This window comes from Microbacterium sp. NPDC057658 (assembly GCF_042799975.1).
Taxonomy (GTDB): domain Bacteria; phylum Actinomycetota; class Actinomycetes; order Actinomycetales; family Microbacteriaceae; genus Microbacterium.
In genome coordinates this window covers 2,410,636-2,422,358 of record NZ_JBHVHT010000001.1, presented here as the reverse complement: position 1 = coordinate 2,422,358, position 11,723 = coordinate 2,410,636, and the positions used below count along the sequence as shown (strand labels likewise).

The window sequence follows — 11,723 nt, the reverse complement described above, 5'->3', positions numbered from 1 at the left end:
ACGCCCCGCGCGGGGCGAGGGTGGCATCCTGCCGGGATTACTCCTGGCCCGCGACGATGAAGTTGACGGCGTCGCCGACGGTCTTCAGGTTCTTGACCTCGTCGTCCGGGATGGTGACGCCGAACTTCTCCTCGGCGTTGACGACGATCGTCATCATCGAGATCGAGTCGATGTCGAGGTCGTCCGTGAACGACTTCTCCAGGGCGACCTCGCTGGCGTTGATGCCGGTCTCGTCGGTGATCAGCTCTGCGAGGCCGGCGAGGACCTCATCGTTGGTGAAAGCCATGGTGGTCTTCCTCTTTCTTGCGGGTTGTATTCGGAACCGTGGAACAGTCTAGGGAAGGTCGACGCGTCTTCAGGGGAGGACGACGACCTGGGCTGCGAAGACGAGGCCGGCGCCGAAGCCGATCTGCAGGGCGAGGCCACCGGAGAGCTCCGGGTGCTCGGCCATGAGGCGGTGGCTGGCGAGCGGGATCGAGGCGGCCGACGTGTTGCCGGTGGTCTCGATGTCGCGGGCGATGACGGTGGTCTCCGGCAGACCGAGCTGCTTGGCGAACTCGTCGATGATGCGCATGTTGGCCTGATGCGGGATGAAGGCGGCGAGGTCGGAGGCCTCGATCCCGGCCTTGTCCAGCGCCTCGCGGGCGACCTTGGCCATCTCCCACACGGCCCAGCGGAAGACCGTCGGGCCCTCCTGGCGGAGCGTCGGCCACGGCACCACGCCGTCGCGGAAGTCCGTGAGGGTGCCGTTCATACCGACGGCGTCGGCCTTGGAACCGTCGCTGCCCCAGACCGCGGGGGCGATGCCCGGCGTGTCGCTGGGGCCGATGAGAGCGGCGCCGGCGCCGTCGCCGAGGAGGAACGAGATGCTGCGGTCGGTCGGGTCGACGACGTCGGAGAGCTTCTCCGTGCCGATCACGAGGGCGTGGCGGGCGGCGCCGGCCTTGATGAGCGCGTCCGCCTGCGCGACCGCATAGGCGTAGCCGGCGCAGGCCGCGTTGATGTCGTAGGCCGCGGCCGGGTTGGCCCCGACGCGGTCGGCGACGATGGCCGAGACCGACGGCGTCTGCTTCGGGTTGCTGATGGTCGCGACGATGACGAGGTCGACCTGGTCGGCGGGGACACCCGACTTCTCGATGGCCTCGGCTGCCGCCGCGGTCGCGAGGTCGATGGCGTCCGTCCCCTTGTCGGCTCGGGCGCGCGTGACGATGCCGGTGCGCTGACGGATCCACTCGTCGCTGGAGTCGATCGGCCCGATGAGGTCTTCGTTGGGCACCGCGTTCTCGCCGCGAGCCGCGCCGAACGCGTAGATGCGGGTGTAGGCGGGCCCGGCGATCTGGGCGAGGGAGGCGGTCATGCGGCTTCTCCGTTCAGCAGCGCGACGGCGGCTTCGAGGTCTTCGGGGGTCTTCACGGCGACCGTCGGCACGCCGCGCAGGCCGCGCTTGGCGAGACCGACGAGGGCGCCCGCGGGGGCGAGCTCGATGACGCCGGTCACCCCGGCGTCGGCGAAGGAGGTCATGCAGAGGTCCCACCGGACGGGGGAGGAGACCTGATCGACGAGGTAGTCGAGCGCCGTCGCTCCGTCGGTCACGACCGAGCCGTCGCGGTTGGTCCAGAGCGTGATCTCGGGGTCGGACGGCTGCACGTCGGCGACCGCGTCGCGGAGCGCCGAGACGGCGGAGGCCATGTAGTCGGTGTGGAACGCTCCGGCGACCTGGAGCGGCACCACGCGGGTGCCCTTGACCGGCTCCTCGGCGAGAGCTGCCAGGGCCGGGAGAGGACCGGCGACGACGATCTGCCCGCCGCCGTTGAAGTTCGCCGGCGCGAGGCCGAGCTCGGCGAGGCGGCCGAGGAGCGTCTCCTCATCGCCGCCGAGGACCGCGCTCATCCCCGTCGGGGTCTGGGCGGCGGCATCGGCCATCGCCCGCCCGCGGATGCCGACGAGGCGCATGCCCGTCGCGGCGTCCAGCGCGCCGCTGCCGACGAGCGCCGCGATCTCTCCGACGGAGTGCCCGGCGATGCCGTCCGCGCGGCGACCGGCGGCGGCCACGAGGGCGTCACCGGCGACGAGGGAGGCGGCCACGATCAGCGGCTGGGCGACCCGGGTGTCGCGGATGGTGTCCGCGTCCGACTCGGTGCCGTGCGTGCGGAGATCGACCTGCGCGGCCTCGGAGTAGGCGGCGAGACGCTCCTCCACTCCGTCGAGCTCGAGCCAGGGGGCGAGGAATCCGGGGGTCTGCGAGCCCTGTCCAGGGCAGACGGCGACAATCACCCACCCAGTCTGCCAACGATCGCGGCAGAACGGTGGATGATCCATCACAAGATTGCGCGGAACCCTTGTGTGTGGCGCACAGAATGCACCGGGTGGGTCAGCGCGGAGGGCGGCGCAGCGGCGGACGGCGGCGTACCTGCTCCGCGGCCCCGATGGAGCCGAGGATGAGCGCCGTCTGCAGGATGAGCGCCTCGCGGGGCCCGGTCGCGTCCCACCCGATGACCTCGCTCACCCGCTTCAGGCGGTAGCGGACGGTGTTCGGATGCACGAAGAGCTCGCGGGCCGTCGCCTCGAGGGAACGGCCGTTGTCGAGATAGCTCCAGAGCGTCGTGACGAGGTCGGTCGAGTGCGCCTGCAGCGGGCGGTAGATGCGCTCGATCAGGGTCTGCTTCGCGAGAGGGTCGCCGGCGAGGGCGCGCTCCGGGAGCAGGTCGTCGGCTTCGACGGGCCGCGGTGCGCTCCGCCAGGCGCGGGCCACCGCGAATCCAGCCAGAGCCGCACGCGCGCTCTGGCTGGCGTCGACGAGGGCAGCCACAGCCGGCCCCAGCACGACGAACCCCGGGCCGAACGACGGCTCCAGACGGGCCGCGATCTCCTGGAACCCGAGCTCCTCGTCCTCGCCCTCCTGACCCTCGACCCGCGCGCGCCCGAGCACGAGGACGAGGCGAGAGCCCTGCACGCCGATCAGGACGTCGACCGCGAGCTTCCGCGCCGTCCGGCGCACGAGGTCGACGTCGAACTGCGGGGGCGTGGTGCCGACCAGGACCGCGACCTCTCCGTGGCCGTGCCACCCGAGAGCGGCGATCCGGCTGGGAAGCTCCTCGTCGGCCTCGCCCGTGAGGATCGAGTCGACGACGAGCGCCTCGAGCCGCGCGTCCCAGAGGCCGCGGGCCTCGGCGGCGCGCGCGTAGACGTCGGCGGCGGCGAAGGCTACGTCCCGCGAGTAGAGCAGGATGGCCTCGCGAAGGTGCTCGCCCTTGCCCGCCACCCGTTCCTCAGTCACCTCGACCGTGACGCGGATGAGCTGGAGGGTCTGCTGCAGACTCACGCTCCGCAGCAGCTCACGGGGAGCGGCGGCGAAGATGTCCGCGGCGATCCACGGGGTGGACGTCGGGTCGTCGTACCACTGGATGAACGAGGTGATGCCCGCCTGCGCCACCAGCCCGACCGCGGAGCGGCGGGCCGGTGGCATGTCGGCGTACCAGGGGAGGGTGTCCTCCAGCCGCTTGATCGTCACCGTGGCGATGTCACCGGAGATCCGGCGCAGCCAGGTGAGCGTGGCGGCCTTGTCCATGCCGGCGGCGGAGGCAGCTGTCACCGAGGGCTCAGCTTTCGCCGCCTGCGTTGCCGCTCGTGCCGGCGTTCACGTCGTGCAGGCGGTACTTCTCGATGGCCTGGGCGGAGAGGCCGCGGTCGACCTTGCCCTCCTCGGCCAGCGCCTGCAGCGTGCGCACGACGATCGACGGTCCGTCGATCTTGAAGAAGCGGCGGGCCGCGGCACGGGTGTCCGAGAAGCCGAAGCCGTCGGCGCCGAGCGTGGCGAAGCGGTTCGGGACCCACGGGCGGATCTGGTCCTGCACGGCGTGCATGAAGTCGCTGACCGCGACGACGGGACCCTCGGCGCCCTGGAGCTTCTGCGTGAGGTACGCGGTGCGCGGCTCCTGGTCCGGGTGGAGGAAGTTGTGCTCGTCGGCGGCGAGGCCGTCGCGGCGCAGCTCGGTCCACGAGGTGACCGACCACACGTCGGCGACGACACCCCAGTCCTTCTTCAGCAGCTCCTGGGCCTCGAGCGCCCACGGCAGGCCGACGCCGGAGGCGAAGAGCTGGGCGCGGGGGCCGTCGCCCTCGCCGACGGAGACGCGGTGGATGCCGCGGACGATGCCGTCCACATCCACGTCGGCCGGCTCCGCGGGCTGGACCATCGGCTCGTTGTACACCGTGAGGTAGTACATGACGTTCGGGTCTTCGTGCTGCCCGCCGTACATCCGCTCGAGACCGGAACGCATGATGTGCGCGATCTCGTAGCCGTACGCGGGATCGTAGGAGACCGTCGCCGGGTTGGTCGAGGCGAGCAGGTGCGAGTGGCCGTCGGCGTGCTGCAGGCCCTCACCCGTGAGGGTGGTGCGCCCGGCGGTGGCGCCGATGATGAAGCCGCGGGCCATCTGGTCGCCGGCGGCCCACTGGGCGTCGCCGGTGCGCTGGAAGCCGAACATCGAGTAGAAGATGTAGATCGGGATCAGCGGCTCGCCGTGCGTCGCGTACGACGTGCCCGCGGCGGTGAACGCCGCGAGAGCGCCCGCCTCGTTGATGCCGACGTGGACGATCTGTCCCTGCGGGCTCTCCTTGTAGGCGAGCAGCAGCTCCCGGTCGACCGAGGTGTAGTGCTGGCCGTTGGGGTTGTAGATCTTCGCGGTCGGGAAGTACGCGTCCATGCCGAACGTGCGCGCCTCGTCGGGGATGATCGGCACGATGCGGTGGCCGAACTCCTTCGAGCGCAGCAGGTCCTTCAGCAGACGGACGAACGCCATGGTCGTGGCGATCTCCTGCGTGCCGGAGCCCTTCTTGGGGAGCGCGTAGGCGTTCTCCTCGGGAAGGGACAGGCCGACGTGCGTCGAGCGGCGCTCCGGGAGGAACCCGCCGAGGGCCTTGCGGCGCTCGAGCATGTACTGGATCGTCTCGTCCTGCGGTCCCGGGTTGTAGTACGGGGGCAGGTACGGGTTCTCCTCGAGCTGCGCGTCCGTGATCGGGATGTGCATCGCGTCGCGGAACGTCTTGAGGTTGTCCAGCGTCATCTTCTTCATCTGGTGGGTCGCGTTGCGGCCCTCGAACTGCGGGCCCAGCCCGTAGCCCTTGACGGTCTTCGCGAGGATGACCGTCGGCTTGCCCTTGTGCTCGGTCGCGGCCTTGAAAGCGGCGTAGACCTTGCGGTAGTCGTGGCCACCGCGCTTGAGGTTCCAGATGTCGTCGTCGGAGTAGTCCTTGACCAGCGCGGCGGCGCGCTCGTCGCGGCCGAAGAAGTGCTCGCGGATGTACGCGCCGGACTCCGCCTTGTACGTCTGGTAGTCGCCGTCGGGGGTGACGTTCATGAGGTTGAGCAGTGCGCCCTCGGTGTCGCGGGCGAGCAGGTCGTCCCACTCGCGGCCCCAGATCACCTTGATGACGTTCCAGCCCGCGCCGCGGAAGAACGACTCGAGCTCCTGGACGATCTTGCCGTTGCCGCGCACCGGGCCGTCGAGACGCTGCAGGTTGCAGTTGACGACGAAGGTGAGGTTGTCGAGGCCCTCGTTGGCGGCGACCTGGAGCTGGCCGCGGCTCTCGACCTCGTCCATCTCGCCGTCGCCGAGGAAGGCCCAGACGTGCGACTGCGAGGTGTCCTTGATGCCGCGGTTCTCGAGGTACTTGTTCGACATCGCCTGGTAGATCGCGTTGATCGGGCCGAGACCCATCGACACGGTCGGGAACTGCCAGTACTCCGGCATCAGGCGCGGGTGCGGGTACGACGGGATGCCGTTCGGCGCGTGCGACTTCTCCTGGCGGAAGCCGTCGAGCTGGTCCTCGGTGAGGCGACCCTCGAGGAAGGAGCGGGCGTAGGTGCCGGGGGAGGCGTGGCCCTGGATGAAGATCTGGTCGGCGCCACCGGGGTGGTCCGCTCCCTTGAAGAAGTGGTTGAAGCCCACCTCGTACAGCGCCGCGGAGGACGCGTAGGTGGAGATGTGACCGCCGACGCCGATGCCGGGGCGCTGGGCGCGGTGCACCGTGATGGCGGCGTTCCAGCGGATCCAGGCGCGGTAGCGGCGCTCGATCTCCTCGTCGCCGGGGAACTCGGGCTCGTTCTCCGGGGCGATGGTGTTGATGTAGTCGGTGGTCGGAACCATCGGCACGTTCAGGTGCAGTTCCTTGGAGCGCTTGAGCAGGCTGAGCATGATCTCGCGCCCGCGGCCGTGGCCCTTGGCGTCCACCAGCTCGTCGAGCGACTGCTGCCACTCACCGGTCTCTTCCGGATCGCTGTCGAGGGGGCCCTGAGAGTACGGATCCTGGTCGTGGACGGTCACGGGGGAACCTTTCGTCAAGCTGGCAGGTCATGCCAAGGAAACGGGAAGCGACACGGGCAGCCTTGTCGGCCGTGCACAACGCGCGCCGACCTCAGCCTATCCCTCTTCCACGACACGGGTGCGCATCCGCGCCCGGATAGACTGAGCGCACCAGGGCCTTTAGCTCAGCTGGTAGAGCGCCACGTTTACACCGTGGATGTCGTCGGTTCGATCCCGGCAGGGCCCACACCCTCACCCTCACCGAACAGGTAGGACACGCTCACGCCCAGCTCGGCGGCGACGGTGGCCACCTCGTCGAGGCTCCAGCCGCGCTGTCCGCGCAGCTTCTTGGCCAATGCGCTCTGGTCGATTCCGACCCGCGCGCCGAAGGCGGTCTGCGTGAGCTGCTGGTCCCACATGAGCATGTGGACGCGGCGGCCGACCTCGGCGTCCATCTGACGCTTGACGGCCTGGACTCGATTCTGCTGCTGTGTCTCCATGTCGACATCATATGGACATTTCGGACACATCGGCAAGTGAATTGACCGAAGTGCTTGATTAGTCCGTTTTGTCCTGTACTCTCACCGGTATGACGAATCAGCCTACTCAGGACAGATGGGTCACTCCCGGCGTCGCGGCGGCTGCTCTCGGCGTCGATCCCCGCACCCTCTCCCGCCTCGCTGACAAGGGCGTCATCGTCGCGATCCGCCCGGGTGGCGAGGGTAGCCACCGCCGGTACCTGGAGGCGTCCATCGAGGCGCGACTCGCACAGGGGCCCTGGGATGCCGCATGAGCGACCGCACGTATCCCACGAGGCGTACCTCTGGCTCATCGGCGAGCGGGAGCGCCTGCTCGACGAGCTACACGCGGTCACGGTCGACCGCGACCACTGGTACGCGAAAGCGAACTACACCCCCGAAGAACTCGCGGAGTTCTACCACCGCGCGAGCCAAGGGCTCGACGAGAACGGAGCATGGCTATGGCCGGACGGCGTGAGGACGACGAAGTGACCCGCGACGTGGAAGCGGCAGCGGTGAGCATCATGAAGCTCCGGCCGACACACCGCATCGTCTCGATGTGGGGTGACCTGCGCGCATGCCTGGAGAACATTCGCAAGGTCGAGTTCTACCTCGGCTACCTGCCCGAGAAGCCGAACACCCTCGGTATCGACCACGAGGCCGTCCAGGTGCAGCTCCAGGACGCACGCATGCTCCTGGGGCAGCTCGCCCTTCGCCTCTCCGACGAAGCGGAGGACGAGTCGTGATCGTCAACGGGGTCTACCTGCTCATCATCGCCGGGGCATACCTCGCCTATCGCCTCGGCTGCTGGGTCCATGACCACTCCGAAGCCCGAGGCGACCGGTGAGCCTCGGATGCCTGTTCGGGCTTCACTCGCCCGAGCGCGTGCGCGTGGTCGAGGTCCGAGGCGGACGCATGGTCGTCGTCGCCGGCATCCGGTGCGCGAGATGCCTCGTGAGGATTGCCGAGGAGGTGACGGATGAGCGCCCCATCGTTCCTGGACGCCGAAACGGGCAAGTTTGACGCCACCCTCCTCGCTGACTACATCGCGGCTGAGCCCACACGGCTCGGCCGCGGTGTCGAAGGCGACCTGTACGAGTACCGCGACGGCGTCTACATCCGCGATGAGAACGTCGTCACCAAGCGTGTCGCGAAGGCCCTCGGCGCCAAGTTCTCGACCACCGTGCTAGGGCAGGTCCAAGCGCACCTGCTCAACATCGACCTTCCCGAGGTCGGCCTCCCCGACCTTCCGCGCGGCTACCTCGACTACATCGTGCTGGAGAACGGCATCTACTGGTGGCAAGAGGACCGGCTCACCGAGCACAACGAACTCCTCGGAGCGCTGACCAAGCTCCCGATCGCATATGACCCCATCGCGATCCCTCACACCTTCCTCGAATGGCTCCAGCAGGTGCTCGGCGAAGACCCGGAGCTCCACCGACACATGTGGGAGGTCCTCGGCTACCTGCTCATGACCGGCAACCCGCTGCAGAAAATCTTCCTGCTGTACGGCGAGGGCGGCAACGGCAAGGGCACCATGCTCCGAGTCATCCGCTACCTCCTCGGCCGCGCGAACTACTCCAGCATCAGCATGCACCAGCTCGTCGACGACCGCTTCGCCACCTCAGGCCTGTACGGCAAGACCGCGAACATCAGCGGCGACCTCTCCAGTCGGTTCCTGTCCGACCCCCAGATCCTTAAGGAGATCACCGGCGGCGACTCGATCAGCGCATCCCGCAAGTTCGGCCACTCCTTCGAGTTCGTGCCCTACGCGGTCCCGATCTTCGCGTCTAACGAGTTCTTCCGCACCTCCGACAACTCCATCGGCTGGCGCCGACGCTGGGAGGTCATCGACTTCGTGCAGAAGGTGGACGGCTCCGGGCCCTTCGACGAGCAGCTCCTCTTCGACGACGCCCCCGGCATCTTCCGCTACGCAATGGAGGGCCTTCGCCGCCTCATGCAGCGCGGCAAGTTCGCACCGCCCCAAGCCGCTCAGGAAGCCACCACCCGCCTCCACGACGCCGCCGACCCGCTCATGCTGTGGCTCGACGAGGACGAGGCGGTGTTCCTCGGCCCTGAGCACATGAGCCCCACCGCCGACGTGTACCGCAAGTACTCCGGGTGGTGCCGCCGCAACGGCTACTCACCGCTCGCGTCGGGCCCCTTCGGGCTCCGACTCAAGCAGATGGGCATCACCCGCACCCGCCCCCGCGTCGGTTCCTCGCGCACCTGGCATTACGAGGGCATCGCCGTGACCCTCTCGACGGTCGACTGATGCGGTCCAGGCAGGCGGTCCAGGCAGCGGGGCGGTCCACCCGCGCCCGCTCCCCGCGCCCCTCATCTAGAGACCTTCGGCCGATGGAATGCGGGTGGTCCAGCCCCGGGTCCAGGCGCGGTCCAGGCGCTGGTCCAGGCGCGATGCCAGTGGGGGCGCGGGTTGGTCCAGGCGGTCCACCCTCTCTCCAACCCATCACACATAGGAGAGAAGAGGAAGAGATAGGCGAACTGCCTGGACCACCTGGACCGGGAGGACCACATGACCAGCAAGCACCGCGACCCCGAGTACCTCGCGAACGCCCGCATCGTGCGTTCCCAGGTGCGCGCCGCCTGGCGGCGAGGCGAGGACGTCCACTGCTGGCGACGGGGCGAGCTGCTCGCGCCGGGTCGCCCGTTCGACGTGGGGCACCTCGACCCGGACGGGGGACACGCGAGGTCGAACCTCGCGCCCGAGTGCGTGACGTGCAACCGCTCGGACGGCGGGCGGCGTGGTGCCGCGATCACCAACGGCCGTGCCGCTCGACCTATGCCGGTGCCGCGCCGGTCCACGTCTCGCGAAGGCCTCGCGCCCTGGTGAGCCCGTCTTTTTTTGAGTCGTCGTGCAACCCCCGCCTTCGGCTCCAAGAGCAAAATCCCCCCCTGAACTGGAGAACCTCATGAACGACGACCACGTCACTGTCACCATCACGATCAAGGCGTGCGTTCCCCCCGAGTTCGTGCCGCATATGTTCGAGGCGATCCGGAAGGCTACGCCGCTCAACGGCAAGCTCGTGTTCGAAGTGGACGGGCGATGAGCGCGACGCCGACCCTGGCCGACCTGCGGTCCGAAGCGAACTGGCTGGAGTGGCGGTCGAAGATCGAGCACCTCGGCGCGATCCGGCTCGACGACCTCGTGACGACGGAGCAGTCGCGCGGGGAATTCATCACGGGGGCGCGGCTCCTCCGCCTGGACGAGCGGCAGCGCGCGGGCGACGGCGGGAAGGGGCCGTCGCCGATGCAGCTCATGGTGGCGGACCTCCTCGCCGCCGGCCGCTTCATGAACGCGATCTTCGAGCCGCGCCGGTCCACGAAGACGACGGGGGTGCAGGCGGTCATGCTCGGTCGGTGCTGGCACCGCGAGGACTACCAGGTGGGGTGGACGATGTTCACGACCGGGGCGAAGGCGGGGGAGCGGTTCCGAAAGGACATCGTGTCGCACCTCGATCGGCTGTATCCGTCGCGGCGCGACAGCCCGGTCCAGATCAACGTCGGCAAGGGCACCGAGCACCTGCACTTCACCGCGACCGGCTCCTACCTGAACGTGTACACGCCGAACGGTGAGGGCTTCCGTTCGGGCGGTTTCGACATGGCGTTCGGCGACGAGGCGGCGGAGGCCGACATCGAGCAGGGCGAGGACGTGACGCGCGCGGTCATCCCGACGATGGACACGAAGATCGGCGCCCAGTTCGTGCTCGCCGGGACCGGGCAGAAGTGGCGGACCGGGAACCTGCTGTGGGAGGCGCTGCACGATGAGGATGCGGCGGTCGCGTGGCACGGCATCCCGGAGACTGTCGACCGTGCACAGCTCGGGTCGTGGGAGCCGGACCAGCCGCACCCGAAGACGGGAGCGACGGGCGGCCGGATGCGGGAGTTCATCGAGCTCCATCACCCCGGCGTCGGATTCACCACGCCCGTCGAGGCAGTGCGCCGGTCGTTCGACCGCTGGCCGCTCGACGACTTCCTCATCGAGTACGGAGGCCAGTTCGGGACCGAGGGCGCGGCCGACGTCGCGATCCCACCGGCGCAGCTCGACCGTGCGCTCCGCAAGCTCCCGTTCCCCGAGGCGCTCCCCGAGCGGTTCGCCGCCGCGCTGAAGGTCCACCACCTCGGCCTGGGCGGGTCGCTCGCTATCGCATGGGACTACCACGAGCCGGGTGACCTGGTGACGGAGGCGCTGGAGATCGCGGGCGAGGAGGAGCCGCGGCGGAAGCGCGCGGTCGCGCTGTGGTGGCACCAGCAGGGCACGACGAACCTGGAGCGCGAGGTGTTGCTCCGTCTGCGTCGCACGGGCGCGAAGCTCTGGTACGACGCCTTCGGCTACACCGAGCAGGTGGCCGGGGCGCTGGCGAAGGCGAGCCCTCGGCCGGTGATGGAGGGCACCCGGCAGGCCGACATCCCGAAGTCCACGGTGGGGATGCTCAAAGCTCTGGAGGACGACGACCTCGTGATCTACTACCACCCCGCTCTGGAGCGCGCGGCGCGGGCGGTGAAGCGGCAGAAGTTCGGCAACTACGGCACGTTCCGGTTCGGCCCGCCGGACTCCGACCCGGAGCTGGACACCTCGCCTATCGAGGCGGCGGCGCTCGCGCTCCGGTTCCTCGACGAGGTGCCCCATACCAAGAGCCCGCGCGACATGTTCCGATTCGGAGGCACCCGATGATTCGTCTCGACTGCACGCAGATCAGCATCGTGATCGTCTGCGAGACATGCGGTGTCTGGCATGCGTTCGCGTTCTCGAAGCTCGAGGCGTGGGAGCGCGCCGCGGCTCACGAGAAGCGTGCTCACCCCGGGGACACGCAGGCGCAGGACGCGCTGTCGGAGCTGCGCCGTAAGCTCCGACACGCCGTCTGATTTTCGGCTGTGG

14 protein-coding genes and 1 tRNA gene are annotated in these 11,723 nt (G+C 69.0%); 9 read left to right on the top strand and 6 right to left on the bottom strand.

Features of this window, described 5'->3' with window-relative positions:
• Positions 1–37 precede the first annotated feature (37 nt).
• The 5 genes from ACFU8V_RS11655 to aceE form a co-directional block, all read right to left on the bottom strand.
• On the bottom strand, positions 38–286 hold the full coding sequence (locus ACFU8V_RS11655) for an acyl carrier protein (protein ID WP_017202249.1): 249 nt from the start codon (positions 284–286) through the stop codon (positions 38–40).
• Positions 287–355: 69 nt separating this feature from the next.
• Positions 356–1,357: a beta-ketoacyl-ACP synthase III gene (locus ACFU8V_RS11650; RefSeq protein WP_085607669.1), complete on the bottom strand. Its 1,002-nt coding sequence runs from the start codon at positions 1,355–1,357 to the stop codon at positions 356–358.
• A complete protein-coding gene (locus tag ACFU8V_RS11645; RefSeq protein ID WP_378871281.1) occupies positions 1,354–2,274 on the bottom strand; it encodes an ACP S-malonyltransferase in 921 nt (306 codons plus the stop codon). Before ACFU8V_RS11645 ends, ACFU8V_RS11650 begins: the two co-directional genes overlap by 4 nt.
• A 97-nt stretch (positions 2,275–2,371) precedes the next feature.
• On the bottom strand, positions 2,372–3,568 hold the full coding sequence (locus ACFU8V_RS11640) for a CdaR family transcriptional regulator (RefSeq protein ID WP_025103615.1): 1,197 nt from the start codon (positions 3,566–3,568) through the stop codon (positions 2,372–2,374).
• Between the two features lie 31 nt (positions 3,569–3,599).
• A complete protein-coding gene (gene aceE, locus ACFU8V_RS11635) occupies positions 3,600–6,326 on the bottom strand; it encodes a pyruvate dehydrogenase (acetyl-transferring), homodimeric type (protein WP_025103614.1) in 2,727 nt (908 codons plus the stop codon).
• A 153-nt stretch (positions 6,327–6,479) separates the two neighbouring features.
• Here aceE and ACFU8V_RS11630 point away from each other — a divergent pair.
• Positions 6,480–6,552 (top strand) — tRNA-Val (locus tag ACFU8V_RS11630).
• Here the strand turns inward: ACFU8V_RS11630 and ACFU8V_RS11625 are convergent.
• Positions 6,512–6,724, bottom strand: a complete 213-nt coding sequence (locus ACFU8V_RS11625) for a helix-turn-helix domain-containing protein (RefSeq protein WP_367997129.1) — start codon at positions 6,722–6,724, stop codon at positions 6,512–6,514. The genes ACFU8V_RS11630 and ACFU8V_RS11625 overlap by 41 nt on opposite strands.
• Before the next feature lie 170 nt (positions 6,725–6,894).
• On the opposite strand from ACFU8V_RS11625, the gene ACFU8V_RS11620 reads away from it, so the two are divergent.
• The 8 genes from ACFU8V_RS11620 to ACFU8V_RS11585 all read left to right on the top strand — a co-directional run bounded on the left by ACFU8V_RS11620 (position 6,895) and on the right by ACFU8V_RS11585 (position 11,710).
• The gene (locus ACFU8V_RS11620; protein ID WP_217316403.1) at positions 6,895–7,098 is read left to right on the top strand and encodes a helix-turn-helix domain-containing protein; all 204 of its coding nucleotides are present in this window, start codon (positions 6,895–6,897) and stop codon (positions 7,096–7,098) included.
• Positions 7,088–7,315 (top strand): hypothetical protein, encoded by a 228-nt coding sequence (locus ACFU8V_RS11615; RefSeq protein WP_217316402.1) that lies wholly within the window; start codon positions 7,088–7,090, stop codon positions 7,313–7,315. The genes ACFU8V_RS11620 and ACFU8V_RS11615 overlap by 11 nt, the downstream gene beginning before the upstream one ends.
• A complete protein-coding gene (locus ACFU8V_RS11610; RefSeq protein ID WP_378871276.1) occupies positions 7,312–7,569 on the top strand; it encodes a hypothetical protein in 258 nt (85 codons plus the stop codon). Before ACFU8V_RS11615 ends, ACFU8V_RS11610 begins: the two co-directional genes overlap by 4 nt.
• A 233-nt stretch (positions 7,570–7,802) precedes the next feature.
• On the top strand, positions 7,803–9,098 hold the full coding sequence (locus tag ACFU8V_RS11605) for a phage/plasmid primase, P4 family (RefSeq protein WP_378871273.1): 1,296 nt from the start codon (positions 7,803–7,805) through the stop codon (positions 9,096–9,098).
• A 261-nt stretch (positions 9,099–9,359) separates the two neighbouring features.
• A complete protein-coding gene (locus ACFU8V_RS11600; RefSeq protein WP_378871270.1) occupies positions 9,360–9,677 on the top strand; it encodes a hypothetical protein in 318 nt (105 codons plus the stop codon).
• Positions 9,678–9,756: 79 nt separating this feature from the next.
• The gene (locus tag ACFU8V_RS11595; protein ID WP_378871267.1) at positions 9,757–9,894 is read left to right on the top strand and encodes a hypothetical protein; all 138 of its coding nucleotides are present in this window, start codon (positions 9,757–9,759) and stop codon (positions 9,892–9,894) included.
• Positions 9,891–11,519, top strand: coding sequence for a hypothetical protein (locus ACFU8V_RS11590; RefSeq protein ID WP_378871264.1), 1,629 nt, complete (start codon positions 9,891–9,893; stop codon positions 11,517–11,519). Before ACFU8V_RS11595 ends, ACFU8V_RS11590 begins: the two co-directional genes overlap by 4 nt.
• Positions 11,516–11,710 carry a hypothetical protein gene (locus ACFU8V_RS11585; protein ID WP_217316396.1) on the top strand — a complete coding sequence of 65 codons (195 nt, stop codon included), beginning with the start codon at positions 11,516–11,518 and terminating at the stop codon, positions 11,708–11,710. Before ACFU8V_RS11590 ends, ACFU8V_RS11585 begins: the two co-directional genes overlap by 4 nt.
• The last annotated feature ends 13 nt before the right edge of the window (positions 11,711–11,723 follow it).

Coding starts and splice junctions, on each gene's coding strand:
- ACFU8V_RS11595 (WP_378871267.1), top strand. CDS start 9,757: ATGAACGACGACCACGTCACTGTCACCATCACGATCAAGGCGTGCGTT.
- ACFU8V_RS11600 (WP_378871270.1), top strand. CDS start 9,360: ATGACCAGCAAGCACCGCGACCCCGAGTACCTCGCGAACGCCCGCATC.
- ACFU8V_RS11585 (WP_217316396.1), top strand. CDS start 11,516: ATGATTCGTCTCGACTGCACGCAGATCAGCATCGTGATCGTCTGCGAG.
- ACFU8V_RS11590 (WP_378871264.1), top strand. CDS start 9,891: ATGAGCGCGACGCCGACCCTGGCCGACCTGCGGTCCGAAGCGAACTGG.
- ACFU8V_RS11620 (WP_217316403.1), top strand. CDS start 6,895: ATGACGAATCAGCCTACTCAGGACAGATGGGTCACTCCCGGCGTCGCG.
- ACFU8V_RS11605 (WP_378871273.1), top strand. CDS start 7,803: ATGAGCGCCCCATCGTTCCTGGACGCCGAAACGGGCAAGTTTGACGCC.
- ACFU8V_RS11640 (WP_025103615.1), bottom strand. CDS start 3,568: ATGGACAAGGCCGCCACGCTCACCTGGCTGCGCCGGATCTCCGGTGAC.
- ACFU8V_RS11625 (WP_367997129.1), bottom strand. CDS start 6,724: ATGTGGGACCAGCAGCTCACGCAGACCGCCTTCGGCGCGCGGGTCGGA.
- ACFU8V_RS11655 (WP_017202249.1), bottom strand. CDS start 286: ATGGCTTTCACCAACGATGAGGTCCTCGCCGGCCTCGCAGAGCTGATC.
- ACFU8V_RS11650 (WP_085607669.1), bottom strand. CDS start 1,357: ATGACCGCCTCCCTCGCCCAGATCGCCGGGCCCGCCTACACCCGCATC.
- ACFU8V_RS11615 (WP_217316402.1), top strand. CDS start 7,088: ATGCCGCATGAGCGACCGCACGTATCCCACGAGGCGTACCTCTGGCTC.